The following is a 19,716-nucleotide window of genomic DNA, read 5'->3' as shown; positions in this document are numbered from 1 at the left end:
GTGCCGGAGTCCACCGCGCAACCGAGTGAGACGCCGGAGCATCTTTCTTCTCGCGCGCGGATGAGTGGACCCGGCACGAGGCCGGGGTGACGGAGACTTTCTAGTGCCCCGCCGCCGCTGGGTCCGGCTTCTCGACCGGGCCCTTGGGGCGGCGGAGGAAGATCACCAGCGGGATCGACAGCGCCGTGACGATCGCCATGCCCCAGAAATCATTGAGATAACCGATCATCATCGCCTGGCGGTTGATCTCGGCATTGGCCATTGCGTACGCCGTCTCGCCGACACCGCCTAGCGCCTGGAGGAAGCTCGGATCCAGCCCGTCGAGCGCCTGCGCCGAGATATGCGGCGCCAGTGCGGCGTGGCTGGTCTGGATGCTGCGCGAGAGCATCGTCGTCACCAGCGAGATGCCGACCGAGGCGCCGATGTTGCGCGTCAGGTTCATCAGGCTCGATCCCTCGGTGCGGTATTGCGGGGGCAGCGTTGCGAAAGCCATGCCCTGCAGCGGCATGAAGATCATCCCCATGCCCAGCCCCTGGACGAACCCCGAGATGATCACCGGCGTCGAATCCATTTCGAGCGACCAATGCGTCATTTCCCACAGCGAATAGGCTGCGATGACGAAGCCGATACCGACCAGCCACCGGGCGTCTACGCCGCGCTGCACGAGCTGCGCCGAGATCGCCATCGTGAGCACCACGCCGAAGCCGCGCGGCATCAGCAGCACGCCGGTGTCGAACACCGAGTGGCCGTAGAGCGTCTGAAGCATCGGCGGCAGCAGCGCCATCGTCGCCATCATCACCACCCCGATCACCAGCATGAACAGCACGGCAGTGACGAGGTTGCGGTTCTTCCACAGATCGCGGTCGAACATCGGATGCTTCGCCGTGAACATGTGCACGGTGAACATCCAGAACGCGATCACCGCGACGAGCATCTCGACCCAGACTTCGGTTGACTGGAACCAGTCCTCGGTCTGGCCGCGGTCGAGCATCAGCTGGAGTCCGGCGATGCCGAGAGAGAGCATCGAGAAGCCGAAAATGTCGAACTGGCGCTTGCGCACCGGCCGCGAGGGAAGCAGCCACCACAGGATCGCGACGCAGATCACGCCCAGCGGCAGGTTGACGTAGAACACCCAGCGCCAGTTGAAATTGTCGGTCAGCCAGCCGCCGATCACCGGCCCCATGATCGGGCCGACCATGATCCCCATGCCCCAGATCGACATGGCCTTGGCCTGGCGCTCGGGCGGATTGATGTCGAGCATCACCGTCTGGCTCAGCGGGTTCATGAAGGCGGCGGTCACGCCCTGGAGCAGGCGGAAGGCCACCATCTCCTCGAGGCTCTGCGCCGTGCCGCACAGGGCCGAGGCGATGATGAAACCCATGGTGGAGATCAGGAACAGATTGCGCGAGCCGATCCGGTCCGAAAGCCAGCCGGTGATCGGGATCGCGATCGCCGAGGCGACGATGTAGCTGGTCAGCACCCAGGTGACGGTGTCGGCGGTCGCGCCCAGCGAAGTCTGCATATGGGGGAGGGCGACGTTGGCGATCGTCGTGTCGAGGATCTGCATGATCGTCGCCAGCATGACGCCGAAGGTCAGCAGCCCGCGATTGGTGACGGGGAGCGCAGCCAGGCCGGGCTGCGGCGCGGGGACAGCGGCGGGCTGGGTTGGGCGGGCAGTGGCCATGGATTTCGTCTCTTTTACACGTCGTCCCGGCGATAGCCGGGACGACGTTTGGTCACTTGCACTGGTTCCGCAGATCGACCTCGACGTCCGACGACAGGCCGGCGATCAGCGCGCGCGGGCTCTTCTCGTCGATCGCGATGCGAACCGGCACGCGCTGGGTGACCTTCACCCAATTGCCGTTGGCGTTCTGCGCCGGCAGCACCGAGAATTCGGAGCCCGTGCCCGCACCGATCGACCAGACATGGCCCTTCAGCTTCAGCCCCGGATAAGCGTCGAAGCGCACTTCGGCGCACTGGCCGACGCGCATCTTGTTGAGATCGGTTTCCTTGAAATTCGCCTCGACCCACGAAAGATCGCTGGTGACGATGGTGACCGCGGGCAAGCCGGTCATCATCTGCTGGCCCACCTGCAGGCGATCGGCCTGGCTGACGATCCCGTCGGCAGGGGCGTAGACCTTCGTGCGGCTGAGGTTGAGCAATGCCTGCTCGCGCTGGACGCGCGCGGCGGCGATCGCCGGGTTCTCACCGGGCACCGCCGCGCCGGTGGCGAGCTTCGAGCGCGCCTCGGCGGCGTCGGCGTTGGCGCGCTGGAGCGTGGCGCGTGCCTGCTCGAGCGAATGCTGCGACTGTTCGAGGCGCGCACGTGTCGTGAAACCGCGCTTCATCAGTTCGGACTGGCGGGCATAGTCTTCCTGCGCCGCCTGGATCGTGTCGCGCGCCGCCTGGATGTCGGCGCCGGTGCCGACATAGCTGGTCTGCAGCGTCTGCAGCTCGACCTGGGCGTTGGCGATCGCCGCATCGGCCTGCGCCACTGCGATGCGATAGGGAGCGGGATCGATCTCGAAGAGCAGATCCCCCTTCTTGACGCGCTGATTCTCGCGGACCGCGACCTTGACGATGCGCCCGGCAACTTCGGCGGAGACCGAGACCTTGTCCTGCTGGACATAGGCGTTGTCGGTCGAGGCGAAGCGACCCGAGGTCAGCCAGAAAAAACCGACGATTGCGAGGATGATCACCGGCACGCCGAACAGCAGCAGCGGACGCAGCCAGCTGCGTTTCGTGCTGGGTTCGCCGGTTTCCTGCGCTGGCTCCGCTTTTGCGGCGGGTTCGATGACGATCGCCTCTGCGGGCGTCTTTTCGATCTTGGGATCGGCGTCAGCCATTGGCGGCCTCTTTGGTCTCGGGTTTGGTTTCGGCGGTCTGGGTCATGTTGGATCGGATGACGTTGAGCGAGGCGATCAGCGCGTCGCGTTCAGCAGCACCCAACCCTCGAAGCGCCGTTTCGATCATCGCGCCGGCGATCTCGTGGAGTTCGGCGAGCACCGGGCGGGCCTTTTCGGTCAGGTAGATGCGCCATGCGCGGCGGTCGGCGGGATCGCGGCGGCGCTCGACCAGCCCCGCCTCTTCGAGCCGGTCGATCATCCGGCAGCAGGTGATCGGTTCGACTTCGAGCAACTCGGCGAGCTGTCCCTGGTTTAGTCCCTCATGCCGTTCGAGGATCTTGAGCGTCCGCCATTGCGGTCCGGTCGCGCCGCTCTTTCGTGCGCGCTCGTCGAAGCGGCGGCGCATCAGGCGCGAGACGTCGCTCATGAGAAAACCAATATTCTCGGGCATAGCACAGTTATAGTAAGTACGCTTATCAATTGCAATCGAGGACTGGGTTGCGTTGTGCGACGCAGCAATTGCACGGAGGACAATTCATGGCGGGTGAAATGACCGGCGGATGCCAGTGCGGCCGGGTGCGCTATCGCGCGACGGTGCACGACGACGAGGCATATCTCTGCCATTGCCGGATGTGCCAGCGCGCGACCGGCGGGGTGTCGATCGCGTTCAAGAACCTGTTCAAGAGCGACGTGCATTGGGAGACAGAGCCCGATCGCTACGATTCGTCACCGATCGCGCGGCGGGGATTCTGCGCCGCCTGCGGAACGCCGCTCACTTATGAGGCGCATGATCACGACCGGATGGATCTCACCGTGGGCAGCTTCGACGATCCCTGGGGGTTCACGCCCACCGAGCATTCGGGTTGCGAGAGCTGGCACCGCGCCTGGCTTGACACCAGCCACTTGCCCGCCTCACGGACCGACCAGAACCCGAGCCTCGTGCAACGCTGGATGAGAACCGTTGGCAAACTTCCCGACTGAGACGCACCGCTTCCAGAGCTTCGACGGAGTCGAGCTCGCCTGGACCGAAATGGGTGAGGGGCGGCCGGTGGTGCTGATCCACGGCTATTTCTCCACCGCGCATGTCAACTGGATCAAATACGGCCATGCCGAGAAGCTCGCTGCGCGCGGCTTCCGGGTAATCATGCCCGATCTGCGCGGACATGGCTTCAGTGACCGGCCGCACGATCCCGCCGCCTATCCGCCCGACGTATTGATGCGCGACGGCTTCGCGCTGATCGAGCATCTCGGGCTGAGCGACTATGATCTCGGCGGCTATTCGCTGGGCGGGCGCACGACTTTGCGGATGCTGGTCCACGGCGCGAAGCCGCGGCGGGCGGTGCTGTGCGGCATGGGACTGGACGGGCTGACCGACACGCATGGGCGGGGCACCTATTTCAGGCGGGTGCTCACCAATCTCGGCACCTTTGAGCGCGGCAGCTCGGAATGGATGACCGAGGCGTTCCTCAAGACCACCAAGGGCGATCCGGAGGCGCTGCTGCTGATCCTCCAGACCTTCGTCGATACCTCGAAGGAGGAAATCACGGCGATCGACCTTCCGACCCTGGTGGTCACCGGCGCCGAGGATTTCGACAACGGTTCGGCGCAGCAGGTGGCGGATCTGCTGCCGCAAGGGCGCTTCGTCGAGATTCCGGGCAATCACATGAGCGCGGTGACTCGGTCCGAGCTGGGCGATGCGATCGTGGAGTTCCTCGCCGCTTGACGACCGCGGGGCGGCGCGCGACTGTCGCGCCATCCTAAGATCCTCAGGGGCCTCTCACATGATCCGTACCGGCATCTCGATGCTCGCGCTCGTCTCGTTCCTGGCCGCTCCCGCGGTCTCGCAGACCGCGCCGGCGACACCCGCTCCAACTGCTGCAGACGCGCAGGCGTTCATCGATCGCGTCCAGAAGGAATATACCGAGTTCAACCTCATCGCGTCGCGCGTCTCATGGGTCAACGCGACCTACATCACCGACGACACCGACGCGCTCGCCGCCGAATATGGCGCGCGCGGCACCGAGATGGCGGTACGTTATGCCCTCGAAGCGGCCAAGTATCAGAACGCGTCGGGGCTCAGCGCCGAGCAGAAGCGCCAGCTCACGATGTTGCGCAGCGCGATCACGCTTCCCGCGCCTACCACGCCGGGCGCGGCGCAGCAGCTGTCCGACATCTCGACGAAGCTCGGTTCGATGTACGCCAAGGGCAAGGGCACGCTGAACGGCAAGCCGATCAACGGCAGCGACATCGAGGCGGCGATGGGCGAGAGCCGCAATCCGGACGAGCTCAAGGAGATGTGGGTCAGCTGGAATGACAATGTCGGCGCGCCGATGCGCGGCGATTATGCCAAAATGACCGGCATCGCCAATCAGGGTGCTACCGAGCTCGGTTTCCCCGACACCGGCACGATGTGGCGTTCTGCCTATGACATGCCGCCGGAAGAGTTCGCCAAGCTCACCGACAAGCTCTGGACCGACGTCAAGCCGCTCTACGTGGCGCTTCACACCTATGTCCGCCGCAAGCTCAACGAGAAATATGGCGACGCGGTCCAGTCGAAGACCGGCCCGATCCGCGCCGATCTGCTCGGCAATATGTGGGCGCAGGAATGGGGCAATATCTACGACGTGGTCGCGCCCGCGGGCGCCGGCGATGTCGGCTATGACGTCGGCGAGCTGCTCAAGGCCAAGAGTTACGACTGGAAGAAGATGGTCCAGACCGGCGAGGGCTTCTATTCCTCGCTCGGCTTCACGCCGCTTCCCGAGAGCTTCTGGCAGCGTTCGCTGTTCCTCAAGCCCGCCGATCGCGAAGTGCTGTGCCATGCCTCGGCCTGGGATGTGGACGAGAAGGACGATCTGCGCATCAAGATGTGCATCAAGGTCAATTCGGACGATTTCGTCACGATCCATCACGAGCTCGGCCACAATTATTATCAGCGCGCGTACAAAGCGCTGCCCCAGCTCTATCGCAACGGCGCGAATGACGGCTTCCACGAGGCGATCGGCGATTTCGTCGCGCTTTCGATCACGCCCGAATATCTCGTGCAGATCGGCCTGCTCGACAAGAGCGCAGTGCCGGGTGCCGACAAGGATACCGGACTGCTGCTCCGCCAGGCGATGGACAAGGTCGCGTTCCTGCCGTTCGGGCTGCTGGTCGACAAATATCGCTGGCAGATCTTTTCGGGCGAGATCAAGCCCGACGGCTATCAGGCCGGTTGGGACAGGCTGCGCCTGCAATATCAGGGGCTCAAGCCGCCTGTCGCCCGCGACGAGACGCGCTTCGACGCGGGGGCGAAATATCACGTCGCCGGCAGCGTGCCCTACACGCGCTACTTCCTCGCGCGACTGCTCCAGTTCCAGTTCTTCAAGGCGGCGTGCGACCAGGCGGGCTGGAAGGGGCCGCTGCATCGCTGCTCGTTCTACGGGAACAAGGAAGTCGGCGCGCGGCTCAACAGGATGCTCGAGATGGGGGCGTCAAAGCCCTGGCCCGACGCGCTGCAGGCCTTCACCGGCACCCGTGAAATATCGGGCAAGCCGATGATGGAATATTTCGCGCCGCTCAAGAAGTGGCTCGATCAGCAAAACAAGGGCCAGCCGCAGGGCTGGTGAGCGCTTCAAAAAGGGGAAACAAGATGATCAAGTACATGATGGCGCTCGGGCTGGCGGCATCGCCGCTGGCGGCCGAGGCGCAGACGGCGGGACCCGTTTCGGTGGAGATCGTCACGACCGGGCAGGTTAGCGTGCCTGCGCAACGCTATCGCATGTCGGTGACGCTCACTGCCAAGGGCAAGGACGAGACAGCAGCAGGCGCGACGCTCGCGGCCAATCGTGCGAAGGTGATGCAGGCACTCGCAGCGCTCAATATTCGCGAGGGCCAGGGCGAGATCGGCACGACCAACTCGCTGATGGGCCTGATCTCGTCCTTCGCCGGCATGAAGTCGAAACCGAGCTTCAGCCTCGAGACTCTCGACGAGGACAGCAAGGAGACGCCGCAAGCCACCGCCACCGAGACGCTGCACTTCGACGCGCCGACGCGCGCCGCGATCGAGAGCGCCAAGGCGCCGATCGAGGCGAATGGCGGCAAGCTCGACGAGGACGTGCTGCCGCTGCTCGCCGACTATGTCGCGCCGACGCGGGCGGCCAAGGCCGCGGCGATCAAGAAGGCGCAGGGCGAGGCGGACGCCTATGCCGCGACGCTGGGGCTCAAGCGCAGCGCGATCACCAGGGTCAGCGAGAAGCAGGACCCGACCGCCGGCGCGCTCGCGCTGATCGGCGAACTGGTGACGATCGTGGCGCCGAAAAAGGATGGCGCCGCCGACCAGGTCACCGTCAACGCCAGCTTAGTGGTGGAATTCCAGCTCAGCCGCTGAGACGACTCATTCGGGCAATTCGTCGGGGATCGTGTTCTCGTCCGCGATCCCCGCAGCGAATTCGGCAGAACTGTCGGTGCCGTCGGGCTGATGCGCGTGCGGGGTTTCCGGCGTTTCGAGCGGCGGCTGGTTCTCAGGGTCGGTCATCGCGTGCTCCTTTCGGAGTTCAACGCTCTGCCGAAGCGTCCTATCCACTCGCCGCCGCCGCGTTCGCAGGTGCGGAAGGTTAGTAAAGGTTAGGCGAAAACGCATATTCGTGATCGCGCGCGTGGCTCCGCGCCTGTCTTCGGATCGACGAGTCAAAGAGCGGCGGGCCGCGAGGCCGCCGCTCGATGCAAGCACCTGAAATCCTACATTGCAAGCCTAGGCCGATATCCTAAGCAAGCTTTTGATAAATTTAAATTATCCTCGGCGCGAACGCAGCGGGACCCCGGCTCGAGGCCGGGGTGACGAAGAAGGATGTGATTCCTCCGCCTAGGACGGATCGACATTTACCGCTGGGGAATGCGGTTGGCCCTACCCGCAACCGTCACCCCGGCCGAAGTGCCGGGTTCCACCGGGAGGCAAGGGCTGCGCAAGAGCCTTGAGCACTGCCGGCGAGGCTGAGTGGACCCCGGCTCAAGGCCGGGGTGACGGCGGGATTCTGGAGAAATCGCTTCAAAATCCTGAATGTCGATCTGCCCTAGCGGAACGGCGGTTCGTTGAATGCGCGGAGTTTCCGGGAGTGGAGCTTGGCGCCCTCGCGGCGGAGCTCCTCGACGGTCTCGATACCGATGCGAAGATGCTCGTTGATCGCGCGTTCGTAGAAGCGGTTGGCCTGGCCGGGGAGCTTGAGCTCGCCGTGGAGGGGCTTGTCCGATACGCAGAGCAAGGTGCCGTAGGGCACCCGGAAGCGATAGCCCTGCGCGGCGAGCGTGGCCGATTCCATGTCGACACCGACTGCGCGGCTGAGCGAGAAGCGCAGGGCAGTCGCCGAATAACGGAGCTCCCAGTTTCGATCGTCGGTGGTGACGATCGTGCCGGTGCGCAGGCGCTGCTTGAGTTCGTCGCCCGACTGGCCCGAAACGGTTTCGGCGGCACGAGCAAGTGCCAATTGGACCTCGGCGATCGCGGGTATCGGGATTTCCGGGGGCAGCACGTCGTCCATGATGTGATCGTCGCGCAGATAAGCGTGGGCGAGGACATAGTCGCCGATGCGCTGGCTGGGGCGCAGACCACCGCAATGGCCGATCATCAGCCATGCCTCGGGACGGAGCACCGCGAGGTGATCGGCGATCGTCTTGGCGTTGGACGGGCCGACGCCGATATTGACCAGCGTGATGCCGGTCCGGCCCGGCGCCATCAGGTGATAGGCCGGCATCTGGTGGCGACGCCAAGCGCTGTCCGAGATCAGGCGATCGGCCTCCTCGGCGCTTTCCACCACGATCCCGCCCGCGCCGGAGACGCCGGTGAAGCGGCTGCCCTCGCCGAGCTGCGAGCAGGCCCAGCGGACGAACTCGTCGACATAGCGGTGATAGTTGGTGAACAGGATGTACTGCTGGACATGCTCGGTCGGCGTGCCGGTGTAGTGGCGCAGGCGAGCGAGGCTGAAATCGGTGCGCAGCCCGTCGAACAAGGCCAGCGGGCGGATCCCGTCGGGTGACACCCACAGGCCGTCGGCGATCTCGTCACCGATATGCGCGAGATCGGTCGCGGGGAAGTGACGGGCGAGCTCGGTCGCCGAGACTTCGTCGAGGCTCAGCGCGTGGCCGGGATCGAGCACATAGGCGAAGGGGATCTCCTGACGCCCGGTCGTCGCATCGACCTCGACGTCGTAATCCTCGATCAGGAAAGTGAGCTGCTCGATCAGATAGTCGGAGAACATCGCCGGCTTGGTGACGCTGATGCGATATTCGCCGGGATCGACCAGCCGGCCGAACGATCGTGGCGGGGCCGGGCGATCATTGCCGCCGCGATAGGTGAGCCGGATCTCGGGATAGGCGAAGGAGCCGTCGGTGCGGCTCGTCGGGGCCGGCGGCGTGCCGTCTTCGAGATAGCGCGTGAGGGCAGCCTGGAGGCGTTCGACCGAGGCGCGATAGAGGCGGTCCAGCTCGGCGACGATGTCTGATGCTTGAGTCATCTTCGATCGCTAATGCGCGAAGATGACTCTGGCAAGACTGCCGGACATATCGTCGGCTCCCGCCCTGAGCGGGAGCCGATCGGATCATTTCTTCGCGGGTTCCTTTTCGCCGCCCAGCTGCGTGGCGGCATAGACGGCGCCGCCCACCGCCGCGGCGGCACCCGCGGCTACCGCGGCTGCGGCGACCGGGTGATCCTTCACTGCCTGCACCGTCGCATCGACTGCCCCGGCAACGGTTTCCTGCGCCGAAGCGAGGAAGGACTTTTCGGAACCCTGGCTCTGGTTCTGGCTCGCGCTCTCGCCGGCGGAACCGCTCGTGCTATTGCTGTTGCTGTTGGCCATGACGCTTCCCTTTCACAGAAGTACCCTGGATCAACTCCCGCAGCGGCACGGCAGTTCCGTTACGGGTGCGGCGTTACAGCTGGCCGAGCAGATAATCGGCCGAACTGACTTCGAACGCGCCGGGCGCCTCGACATGGAGCTGCTCGACGACGCCGTCATTGACCAGCATCGAATAGCGCTTGCCGCGCGTGCCGAGGCCGAAGCCGCTGCCGTCCATCTCGAGGTCCACGGCCTTGGCGAAGGTGCCGTTGCCGTCGGCGAGCATCGTCACCTTGCCGTCGACGCCGCTGGCCTTCGCCCAGGCGCCCATCACGAACGCGTCGTTGACCGCGGTGCAGGCGATCTCGTCGACACCCTTCGCCTTGATCTCGTCGGCCTTCTCGACGAAGCCGGGAAGGTGCTTGGCCGAGCAGGTGGGCGTGAAGGCGCCGGGCACCGAGAAGAGCGCGACCTTGCGGCCGGCGAAATATTCGTCCGAGCCGATCTGCTCGGGCCCCGCTTCGGTCACCTTGACGAGCTGGGTGCTGGGGATGCGGTCGCCAACCTGGATGGTCATTTCACTCTCCTTTTTGAGGTCAATGCTCCAATCGGCGCGGTCGATGACATTTTCAAGCGTGACGGACCCGAAACCGAAGCGATAAGTTGTCGAGGCATGGATTCGACGCCCTATCTCACCGGCCAGTTCCTCCTCGCGATGCCGGGGATCGGCGATCCGCGCTTCGAACGCGCGGTGATCGCGATGTGCGCGCACGACGATGAAGGCGCGCTCGGCATCGGCATTGGCGAGACGATCGAGGGGCTGGGACTCCATGAATTGCTCAAGCAGTTCGAAATCGATCCCGGCGAGGTTCCCGACGCGCCGGTGCACTTCGGCGGGCCGGTAGAGCCGCGGCGGGGCTTCGTACTCCACTCGACCGATTGGGACGGGCAGGACACGATCGATGTTGGCGGGCGCTGGGCGCTTTCCGGCACGATCGACGTGCTCAAGGCGATCGCCGAGGGCAAGGGGCCGAGCCGCTGGCTGGTGGCGCTCGGCTATGCCGGCTGGGGCGAGGGGCAACTCGACGAGGAGATGACTCGCCACGGCTGGTTCAGCACCAGCGGCGACACGAAGCTGCTCTACGATGTGGATGCCGGGCGGCGCTGGGTGAAGGGCTTCGAGATCGCGGGCATCGATCCGCGGCTGCTGGCGAACAGCACCGGGACGGCGTGAGTCGCGTGCGTCGGCGATGTCGATCAAGCGCCGCTTTGTAGGATTTGCGGCGCTTAACTTCGCACTTTTCCCGCGAATCGTGAAATTCCGTTGCGCGTCGGCGTAAGTAAATTTCCAACAAGCGCGGGGTGCCCTTGTCCGTGGCGCGACGGACGATGCTCGAGTGCGGGCCGGGAACATAAAGTGAACATAACAGATGCCCGTGGTGTAGGAAAGACCGATCAATCCCCGGCATCGGCCTTCGCGAATGCGCGCAGTGCGTCCTTGCCGATCCAGCGCCGGGTTCTGTCGGGTGAGGCGGCGAGAGTGGCGGCGAGATCGCGGGCGGCGGTGCGCAGGGCGGGGCTCTTTCTGCCGCCGATCGCACGCAGTGCCCAATTGACGCCCTTCTTGACGAAATTGCGCTCGTCGGTCGCCGCGGCATGGATCAGGGGCAATCGGGCGAGATAATCGGCGTCCGCGCCCTTGCGGTGCAGCGCGCAACTGGCGAGCAGGACGAACGCCGCACGTCGGCCGAACTCGCCTTCGAGCGTCGCCCAGCGATCGATCATCGCGAAGGCGTGCGGGGTGCGGTCCCACAGCTTGAAGCACAAAGTGTCGGTGACTGCCCAATTGTCGAAATCGGCGCGCCAGCGGTCCATGCGTTCGGTCGTCACCGTGGCGGGATCGTCGACCATGCAGGCGAGCATGCGTGCCTCGTAGACGCCGGTTTGCCACAGCGCCTCGGCGAACTCGGGGTCGCGGCCGAGCGGTTTGGCGACGGCGTGGATCTTCGCCATCGGCACGCCCAGCACGCGGTCCGCCGTGACGATGCCGTAGCGCGGACCCATCGTGTCGCGAAACGCGGGGTCGGCATGCGTTTCGAGGGCGCGGAGAATGGAGGCGATGTCGGGCGGCACGGGGCGCAGGATAGGGCGGGAAGTGGTGATGCGAAATGGTTTCGCTTGCGGCTTGGTTAACGCTAACATGTCCACCAGATCACCGTGCTCCTGCGTAGGCAGGAGCCCAGGGCGGCGGCGTACTCAACTATCCTTGGCTCCTGCCTGCGCAGGAGCACTGAGGGGTGAGAGGAGAGGGGCAGATGATCAGGCTTTCGGCTGCGGCGTGCGCGCTGGCACTTTGGGCGAACCCGGCGACCTCACAGACCGTCGGCATCTTCGCGAACCACGCCGATATCGGCGATACCGCCACGCCGGGCAGCGTCAGCCACGATGCCGGCCGCTATCGGATAACCGCGAGCGGCGCGAACATCTGGGGCGAGAAGGACGCTTTCCATTACGCCTGGATGCAGCGTTCGGGCGATTTCCACATCGCCGCCGACATCGCATGGGAAGGCAAGGGCAAGGACCCGCACCGCAAGGCCGGGCTGATGATCCGGCAGAACCGGACGCCCGGATCGCCTTATGCCGATGTGATGGTGCACGGCGACGGGATGGTCTCGCTGCAATATCGCGCCGAGCAGGAGGGGCCGACGCGGCAGATCGTCTCCGCCGTCTGGCATCCGCGGCGTGTCCGGCTCGAGCGCGAGGGGAATTTCGTCTATTTCTCGGTCGCGGGCGCAGACGGCAAATTGCTGCACGCCGGCGGGAGCTATCGGATCGCGTTCCAGGCGCCGGTTCTGGTCGGACTGGCGGTATCGGCGCACGACAACAGCGTCACCGAGACCGCGACCTTTTCCAATGTCGAGATCGCGGTGCCGAGCCTCGCCTATGTGCCCGACACCGGATACGCCGCGAAGGTCGAGAGCACGCTCGAGGTGATCGAAGTGGTGGGGGTGCAGAGCCGCCGCGTCGTCCGTCATTTCCCAAGCAAGATCGAGGCGCCCAACTGGACCCGCGACGGCAAGGCGCTGGTCTACAATGCCGACGGGCGGATCTGGCGGATACCGGTTGAAGGCGGCGAGCCGGTCGCGATCGCGACGGGGCGCAATATCCGGAACAACAACGATCACGGCATCTCGCCCGACGGGACGCAATTGGTAATCTCGGATCAGTCCGAACCCGACAATCTCTCGCGCATCTTCGTGCTGCCGCTCGTGGGTTCGGGGGCGCCGCGCGAAATGGTGAGCGATCCGAAGGCGCGATCCTATTGGCATGGCTGGAGCCCGGACGGGAAGACATTGGCCTATGTCCGGGTCGGCACCGACGACGACGGCTACGATATCTGGGCGAAGGATCTGGCTGGCGGATCGGCGCGGCCGCTGATCGTCGGGCCGGGGGTGGACGACGGACCCGAATATTCGCCCGACGGCAAATATCTGTACTTCAACTCGACCCGGAGCGGCGCGATGGCGATCTGGCGCGCTTATGCCGACGGCAGCGATCCGGTGCAGCTCACGCGCGATCCCGAGCGGCGCGACTGGTTTCCGCACGTCTCGCCCGACGGCAAGTGGATCGTCTTCGTGTCGTTCGGACTCGACGTGGCAGTGACCGACCATCCCCCCAATCGCGAGGACGTGGCGCTCAAGATCATGCCCGCCGACGGCAGCGCGCCGCCCCAGGTGCTGACGCGGCTGTTCGGCGGGCAGGGCACGATCAATGTGCCGAGCTGGTCGCCCGACGGAAAGCAAATCGCGTTCGTGAGCTACCGGCTGGTGCGCTGAACGCGGGATGCGGCGCGGCGCCGCTTTTGCGGGACGAGGCGCGGACGGCGGCGGCTGGTGCCGGGACCTTTCCCGCGTAATCATTCAGCGGTTGTCAGCCGATCGGAGCGTTGGGGATGCGTTACCGCCTTGCCGCCATGTGCGTCGCCCTTCTCGCCGCGGGGCCGGCGGCAGGGCAGGATTTCCCGGCGATCGGGAGCCAGTATGTGGATTTCGGCGCGTCGATGGCGTCGGTCGGGCAATTGAACAATGTCCTCGGCGCGACGGTCCGGAGCGGTGGCGGGGAGCGCCCGACGCGCGCGCCGACCCGTTCGAACGCCGCCGCCGGCACGCGTTATCGGAGTTCTCCCGAGGTCTCCAGCAAGGTCCGCGCGCAGTTTGCCGACTTCGTCGCGCGCGCGGACCCGGGCAATGCCGATCGCTTGCGCAAGGCCGTCCAGCAGAACGATCTGTTGGGGCTGTGGGAAAAGCATGTCGCGGTGGACGGGCTGCGGCGCGGCGACGTGGCCGACGCGATGACGAGCTATTGGGTGCAGAACTGGCAGATTGCCAACAAGGTACCGTTCGCCAGCCGCGCGCAAGTGCAGGCGGTGCGCGGGCAGGTGGTGCGGGCGCTCGGCACGAGCCCGGCCTTTGCGAGGATGGGCGATGCCGAGCGGCAGGCGCTGGCCGAGACGTTCATGCTCAATTTCGTGGCGCAGGGCTGGGCTTATTCGGATGCGGCGAGCCGGCGCGACGCCGCCGCGGTAGCCCGGCTCTCCGACGCGGCGGCCGCGCGCTTCCGCAAGGACATGAACCTTGACCTGCGCCGGCTGAAGCTGACCGGGGCGGGGCTCGTCGGCTGAGCGGGTACATATAAAGATATCTTTATATCCGACTTGCGCATTCCCATCTGACGCGGTAGGGCGCGCCAATCGCGGCCGGCGGGTCCGGCGCGCCGACCCTTTATACCTGCTGGAGATCAGCCCGTGGCTACCGTGCTCGACAAGAACGACTACGTCATCAAGGACATCGAACTCGCCGCTTTCGGCCGCAAGGAAATCGAAATCGCCGAGACCGAGATGCCCGGCCTGATGAGCCTGCGCGAGGAATTCGGCCCGTCGCAGCCCTTGAAGGGCGCGCGGATCACCGGTTCGCTGCACATGACGATCCAGACCGCGGTGCTGATCGAGACGCTCACCGCGCTCGGCGCCGAGGTCCGCTGGGCGACCTGCAACATCTTCTCGACGCAGGACCACGCCGCCGCCGCGATCGCCGCTGCGGGCATCCCCGTGTTCGCCGTGAAGGGCGAGAGCCTCGCCGAATATTGGGACTATGTCGGCGACATCTTCAACTGGGGCGCCGACGGTGACGGCACGACCGCCAACATCATCCTCGACGATGGCGGCGACGCGACGATGTTCGCGCTCTGGGGTGCCAAGCTCGAAGCCGGCGCGACGTTGGGCGAACCGGAGAATGACGAGGAAGTCGAGTTCCAGCGCGCGCTGAAGGCGTTCATCGCCAAGTATCCGGGTTACCTGACCGAGACGGTCAAGAACCTGAAGGGCGTCTCGGAAGAGACCACCACCGGCGTCCACCGCCTGTACGAGATCGCCAAGAAGGGCGAGCTGCCGTTCCCTGCGATCAACGTCAACGACAGCGTCACCAAGTCGAAGTTCGACAATCTCTATGGCTGCAAGGAATCGCTGGTCGACGCGATCCGCCGCGCCACCGACGTGATGCTCGCCGGCAAGGTCGCCGTGGTCGCCGGCTTCGGCGACGTCGGCAAGGGCTCGGCCCAGTCGCTCCGCAACGGCGGCGCGCGCGTTCTCGTCACCGAGATCGACCCGATCTGCGCGCTGCAGGCGGCGATGGAAGGCTTCGAGGTCGTGACGATGGAAGAGGCCGTGCGGCGCGCCGACATTTTCGTGACCGCGACCGGCAATGCCGACGTGATCACCGCCGATCACATGCGTGCGATGAAGCCGATGTCGATCGTCTGCAACATCGGCCACTTCGACAGCGAGATCCAGATCGCCGCGCTGTCGAACTACGAGTGGGACGAAGTGAAGCCGGGCACCGACCTGGTGAAGTTCCCCGACGGCAAGCAGATCATCATCCTCGCCAAGGGCCGCCTCGTGAACCTCGGCTGCGCCACCGGCCACCCGAGCTTCGTGATGTCGTCGTCGTTCACCAACCAGACGCTCGCGCAGATCGAGCTGTGGACCAAAGGCGAGAACTACAAGAACGAAGTCTATGTGCTCCCGAAGCATCTCGACGAGAAGGTCGCGGCGCTGCACCTTGAGAAGCTGGGCGTGAAGCTTTCGAAGCTCAGCCAGAAGCAGGCCGACTATATCGGCGTGCCGGTGGAAGGGCCGTTCAAGCCGGATCACTACCGCTACTGAGCCTTTTCGGCATCGGCTGAAAACGGGCCGCGTCTCCACCAGGAGGCGCGGCTCTTTTCGTTTCGGCTGCTGTTCGTGTGTTGCAACAATGATACACTGTGGCAATAACTGTCACTTGGTGTTGCGGCGCAGCGGGAACGGAAACACTGTAGAAACATAGTACGGAAAAGTCGGGCACTTGTTTAAAGGGGAGTTGTAATGGCGTTTTTCCTTGTTCGCTCGCGTCGGCCGGCTAGCCGCGCGCGCCTCGCTCTGGCCTCGTCGCTGCTGGCCATGACGATCGCCACGCCGGCATTCGCGCAGGACACGCCGGATCCGGCGCAGACCGACGCGACTACGGCCACCCAGGACCAGGCGCCCGAGACCGAGATCGTGGTCACCGGTTCGCGCATCGCGCGCCCCGAACTGTCGCTGCCCAATCCGGTGCAGATCGTCACGGCCCAAACCATCGAACAATCGGGCAAGACCAACCTCACCGAGTTTCTGATCGACAACCCCGCGTTGCTGGGATCGCAGAGCAATGTGGACGTCGCCGGATCGGCACTCACCGGCGGCGCGCAGAATGTCGGCGTGAACTTGCTCGATCTGCGCAACCTGGGCGCCAACCGCACGCTGGTGCTGGTCGACGGTCGCCGGCATGTCGCGGGCTATCCCGGCATCGCCTCTGTCGACATCAACACCATTCCGACCGATCTGGTCCAAAGCGTGGAAATTCTGACCGGCGGCGCGTCGGCGGTCTATGGCGCGGACGGCGTGACCGGCGTGGTCAACTTCATCCTCAAGAAGGATTTCGAGGGTCTGCGCCTGCGCGCGCAGAACAACATTTCGGAGCGTGGCGATGCGGGCTCGCGCTTCTTCGCGGTGACCGCCGGCAAAAACTTCGCCGGGGGCCGGGGCAATATCACGGCGACCTACGAATTCCAGGAAACGGATCGGTTCAGCCAGCTCAAGCGCCTGAATTATGGCCGGACCGGGCCGAGCTACTCCTTCCAGCGCAATCCGGCCGACGGCGCGCCTGGCAGCGCGGGCGATAATCCCAACGTTCCCGACCGCGTCCTGCTCACCGGTCTGTTATGGGCCGACAGCTCGCTTGGCGGCGCGGTCGACCTCGACCAGGACTTCGCGCCCGATTTCACCGGCGAAGGCGGCGTCTATGATCCGGGCACCTATGTTCCCGGCACGGCGTTCACGATCGGCGGATCGAGCACTCCGCGCGAAAGCTATTATGGCGACTTCACGCCGTACAGCCGCCGCCACGTCGCGCAGGCTTTCGGCCGGTTCGAGTTCAGCCCGGCGTTCGAGGTCTATGCCGAGGCCAAGTATGTGCGGTCCAAGGCGGTCACCCAGGGGCAGCCGTCCTACGACCTCTACACGACGCTGTTCGCCGACAATTACTTCCTGGCTCAGCGCTACGGTGCGGCCGCGATCACCGGCGATGCGTGGTTCAGTCGCGACAATTTCGACTTCGGCATTCGCCAGTACGAGATGGAACGCGAACTGTGGCGCACCGTCGTTGGTTTCAAGGGCGACCTGGGGTCGAACCTGAAATACGATGTGTCCTATGTGTTCGGTCAATCGACCCAGCGCGGCACCAATCGCAACGATCGCATCGCGGACCGCTATTATGCGGCACTGGATTCGGTGTCGGACGGCGCCGGCGGCGTCACTTGCCGCATCAACCTGCCGGGGCAGACCACCATCAACGGCGAAAGCCTTGGCAATCCGGTCGTCTACACCGGCGCGCCGGTCAGCTTCCGGCCGGGCCAGTGCGTGCCGCTCAACATCCTGGGCAACGGCACGCCGTCGCAGGCGGCGCTCGACTTCGTGACGGTCGATCACACCAGCTGGGCGCGCATTCGCCAGCACGTCGCGTCGGCAGTGCTGTCGGGCGACACCGGAACGTTCTTCAACCTGCCGGGCGGCGCGCCGGGCTTCGCCATCGGTGCGGAATACCGCAAAGAGGAAAGCCGCTTCGTTCCTTCGGCGGAGTCGCAGGCAGGTTGGCTGATCGACGATTCCCAGGCTTCGGTCGACACGGGTTCGTTCGACGTCAAGGAAGTGTTCGGCGAAATCAACCTGCCGATCCTTTCCGACATGGCGTTCGCGCAGAACCTGTCGCTCGGTGGCGCGATCCGCTACTCGGATTACTCGTCGATCGGCAACACCCTGACATGGAACGTCAACGGCAGCTACTCGCCGGTGCGTGACATCACGTTCCGCGCCACTTACTCGCAGGCGGTGCGCGCGCCGAACATCAGCGAGCTCTATGCGCAGCAGAGCGGCACCTTCGAGTTCATCACCGATCCGTGCGGTATCGATCGTTTGACGGAAGGCACGACGTATCGTGCAGCGAACTGCACCGCGGCACTGACGGCGCTGGGCATCAACCCCGCGACGTTCGATCCCGCGAACAGTTCGTTCTCGCCGCAGAACAGCAGCCTTGCCGGCTTCAGCGGCGGCAACCCCGATCTGACCGAAGAGACGGCCAAGACCTGGACCGCGGGCATCGTCCTTCGGCCGAGCTTCGTTCCGGGGCTGTCGGTCACGGCGGACTGGTACGATATCAGGCTGACGCAGGCGGTGCAGTATTCCACTGCACAGGATATCGTCGACCTGTGCTATGATCAGCCGACCACGACCAACGTATATTGCCAGTTGCTGACGCGCAGCCCGACGACCGGGTTCGTCTCGTCGTACCAGGTGATCCCGCAGAACGTGGCTTCGTTCAAAACCGCGGGTCTCGACGTGACGCTGGACTACCGGTTCGAGCCGTTCAACAACGCTGGTACGTTCAACCTGCGCTTCAGGGGCAATTACCTGCATCGGCTCAATTTCGTGCCGAGCCTGGGAGCGGATCCCGAGAACCAGCTCGACTCGGCCACTTACCCGGCGCCCAAGTACAGCGCGACGTTCGACCTCGGCTGGACCAAGGGACCGCTGTCGATCAATTACGGTATCAACTGGTGGAGCAAAACGCGTCGCGTTACGCGCGAACAGGAGGCGGCAAACCCGGATTACCTGCCCGCCGAGTTCATCTGGTACAAGGAGAAGTGGGATCACGAGCTGTTCGCCAGCTATGACGTGGACGAGCGCTTCAACATCTATGCCGGCATCAACAACCTGTTCGACAGCAAGCCGGATGTCGGTGCCGTGGCCTATCCTATCAGCGCCGTCGGTCGCTCTTTCTTCGTGGGCGTCAAGGCCAATTTCTTCTGATGCCAGACGTGGCTGCTGCGTCTCGCCTGAGGCGCGGCGGCCGGCACACACGCGAATTGCGAGGGGCTCGGCAACGCCGGGCCCCTTTGCTTTTGCCCGGCGCAATTGCGAGGCTGGCGCCGGGATGCATTGCGGCAGCGTGGCGGGCTTGGGCCTCCGGTTTGTTCGAATCCTATAAGCAGCAGCGGATTTCGCAGTGGCAGCCCGAGCTTCCGCTGCAACCGGCGGTGCTTCAGTCGACCGATCCGGCATTTGCGTCGGATCGTCCCGGCGAACCGGCCGGTGTTGCGACCGATGGGAGGTTCGCTTCGTTAGACCCTTGAATTGTGAGGGATAGCGAAGCGCATCTCGATGCCGAGCCCGCGCGCGAACGGATCGCCGAGATCCTGCGGCTGGCTATGGGCGCGCCCGAGGAAGAGGCGCTGGAGGACGAGACCCGGCGGCTGATGCTGCAGCTCTCGATCGAGCCACTCGACAACGCGACTCCGGAATTCGCCTCGGTCGCGCCGCCCCGTCAAACCCGGCGACCGCTTCTCAACCGGCTTCTCGGCAAGACCATATACGAGCCCCGCGCATAGCGACGCGCGCAAGCCGCTTTCCGATCGGCGGCGCTTTGCCTAATGGTTGG

At 64.9% G+C, this 19,716-nt stretch carries 18 protein-coding genes; 10 read left to right on the top strand and 8 right to left on the bottom strand.

Features of this window, described 5'->3' with window-relative positions; translation table 11 throughout:
• Positions 1-100: 100 nt before the first annotated feature.
• From BR78_RS0108320 to BR78_RS0108310, 3 genes are read right to left on the bottom strand one after another with little or no spacing between them, the layout of a single operon-like run.
• Positions 101-1,684, bottom strand: a complete 1,584-nt coding sequence (locus tag BR78_RS0108320; protein ID WP_025560106.1) for a DHA2 family efflux MFS transporter permease subunit — start codon at positions 1,682-1,684, stop codon at positions 101-103.
• A gap of 52 nt (positions 1,685-1,736) precedes the next feature.
• Positions 1,737-2,846 carry an HlyD family secretion protein gene (locus BR78_RS0108315; RefSeq protein WP_025560107.1) on the bottom strand — a complete coding sequence of 370 codons (1,110 nt, stop codon included), beginning with the start codon at positions 2,844-2,846 and terminating at the stop codon, positions 1,737-1,739.
• Positions 2,839-3,297, bottom strand: coding sequence for a MarR family winged helix-turn-helix transcriptional regulator (locus tag BR78_RS0108310; RefSeq protein ID WP_025560108.1), 459 nt, complete (start codon positions 3,295-3,297; stop codon positions 2,839-2,841). The genes BR78_RS0108315 and BR78_RS0108310 overlap by 8 nt, the downstream gene beginning before the upstream one ends.
• An 86-nt stretch (positions 3,298-3,383) precedes the next feature.
• On the opposite strand from BR78_RS0108310, the gene BR78_RS0108305 reads away from it, so the two are divergent.
• Genes BR78_RS0108305 through BR78_RS0108290 form a run of 4 tightly spaced genes read left to right on the top strand, consistent with a single transcriptional unit; the run spans position 3,384 to position 7,212 of the window.
• Positions 3,384-3,827 carry a GFA family protein gene (locus tag BR78_RS0108305; RefSeq protein ID WP_025560109.1) on the top strand — a complete coding sequence of 148 codons (444 nt, stop codon included), beginning with the start codon at positions 3,384-3,386 and terminating at the stop codon, positions 3,825-3,827.
• Positions 3,808-4,569, top strand: a complete 762-nt coding sequence (locus tag BR78_RS0108300) for an alpha/beta fold hydrolase (RefSeq protein WP_025560110.1) — start codon at positions 3,808-3,810, stop codon at positions 4,567-4,569. Before BR78_RS0108305 ends, BR78_RS0108300 begins: the two co-directional genes overlap by 20 nt.
• 58 nt (positions 4,570-4,627) lie before the next feature.
• Positions 4,628-6,451 (top strand): M2 family metallopeptidase, encoded by a 1,824-nt coding sequence (locus tag BR78_RS0108295; protein WP_029725086.1) that lies wholly within the window; start codon positions 4,628-4,630, stop codon positions 6,449-6,451.
• Between the two features lie 23 nt (positions 6,452-6,474).
• The gene (locus BR78_RS0108290) at positions 6,475-7,212 is read left to right on the top strand and encodes an SIMPL domain-containing protein (protein WP_025560112.1); all 738 of its coding nucleotides are present in this window, start codon (positions 6,475-6,477) and stop codon (positions 7,210-7,212) included.
• A gap of 6 nt (positions 7,213-7,218) precedes the next feature.
• Here the strand turns inward: BR78_RS0108290 and BR78_RS21660 are convergent, their stop codons facing one another.
• From BR78_RS21660 to BR78_RS0108270, 4 genes are all read right to left on the bottom strand, one after another.
• Complete coding sequence (locus BR78_RS21660; protein ID WP_156022273.1) at positions 7,219-7,359, bottom strand: hypothetical protein; 141 nt, start codon at positions 7,357-7,359, stop codon at positions 7,219-7,221.
• 535 nt (positions 7,360-7,894) lie between these two features.
• A complete protein-coding gene (locus BR78_RS0108280) occupies positions 7,895-9,331 on the bottom strand; it encodes an AMP nucleosidase (protein ID WP_025560113.1) in 1,437 nt (478 codons plus the stop codon).
• 84 nt (positions 9,332-9,415) lie between these two features.
• Positions 9,416-9,673: a hypothetical protein gene (locus BR78_RS0108275; RefSeq protein WP_025560114.1), complete on the bottom strand. Its 258-nt coding sequence runs from the start codon at positions 9,671-9,673 to the stop codon at positions 9,416-9,418.
• A gap of 73 nt (positions 9,674-9,746) precedes the next feature.
• Positions 9,747-10,229 carry a peroxiredoxin gene (locus BR78_RS0108270; protein ID WP_025560115.1) on the bottom strand — a complete coding sequence of 161 codons (483 nt, stop codon included), beginning with the start codon at positions 10,227-10,229 and terminating at the stop codon, positions 9,747-9,749.
• A 96-nt stretch (positions 10,230-10,325) separates the two neighbouring features.
• Here BR78_RS0108270 and BR78_RS0108265 point away from each other — a divergent pair, with 96 nt between their 5' ends.
• Positions 10,326-10,886 (top strand): YqgE/AlgH family protein, encoded by a 561-nt coding sequence (locus BR78_RS0108265; RefSeq protein ID WP_025560116.1) that lies wholly within the window; start codon positions 10,326-10,328, stop codon positions 10,884-10,886.
• Positions 10,887-11,107: 221 nt separating this feature from the next.
• Here BR78_RS0108265 and BR78_RS0108260 read toward each other — a convergent pair whose 3' ends face one another.
• Positions 11,108-11,785 (bottom strand): DNA alkylation repair protein, encoded by a 678-nt coding sequence (locus tag BR78_RS0108260; protein WP_025560117.1) that lies wholly within the window; start codon positions 11,783-11,785, stop codon positions 11,108-11,110.
• 182 nt (positions 11,786-11,967) lie between these two features.
• Here BR78_RS0108260 and BR78_RS0108255 point away from each other — a divergent pair, with 182 nt between their 5' ends.
• The 5 genes from BR78_RS0108255 to BR78_RS0108235 all read left to right on the top strand — a co-directional run bounded on the left by BR78_RS0108255 (position 11,968) and on the right by BR78_RS0108235 (position 19,666).
• Entirely contained in the window at positions 11,968-13,488 is a 1,521-nt protein-coding gene (locus BR78_RS0108255; protein ID WP_025560118.1) for a TolB family protein, read from the top strand.
• Between the two features lie 116 nt (positions 13,489-13,604).
• Positions 13,605-14,333 (top strand): DUF6683 family protein, encoded by a 729-nt coding sequence (locus BR78_RS0108250; RefSeq protein ID WP_025560119.1) that lies wholly within the window; start codon positions 13,605-13,607, stop codon positions 14,331-14,333.
• A 123-nt stretch (positions 14,334-14,456) separates the two neighbouring features.
• The gene (ahcY, locus tag BR78_RS0108245) at positions 14,457-15,872 is read left to right on the top strand and encodes an adenosylhomocysteinase (protein WP_025560120.1); all 1,416 of its coding nucleotides are present in this window, start codon (positions 14,457-14,459) and stop codon (positions 15,870-15,872) included.
• 198 nt (positions 15,873-16,070) lie between these two features.
• The gene (locus tag BR78_RS0108240) at positions 16,071-19,088 is read left to right on the top strand and encodes a TonB-dependent receptor plug domain-containing protein (RefSeq protein ID WP_051683264.1); all 3,018 of its coding nucleotides are present in this window, start codon (positions 16,071-16,073) and stop codon (positions 19,086-19,088) included.
• A gap of 326 nt (positions 19,089-19,414) precedes the next feature.
• The gene (locus tag BR78_RS0108235) at positions 19,415-19,666 is read left to right on the top strand and encodes a hypothetical protein (protein ID WP_029936138.1); all 252 of its coding nucleotides are present in this window, start codon (positions 19,415-19,417) and stop codon (positions 19,664-19,666) included.
• Positions 19,667-19,716 lie beyond the last annotated feature (50 nt).

It is taken from the genome of Sphingomonas sp. UNC305MFCol5.2, from assembly GCF_000712135.1.
Lineage (GTDB): Bacteria > Pseudomonadota > Alphaproteobacteria > Sphingomonadales > Sphingomonadaceae > Sphingomonas.
Note: the sequence above shows the minus strand (reverse complement) of the source record. Positions and strands in the feature narration are given on the sequence as shown.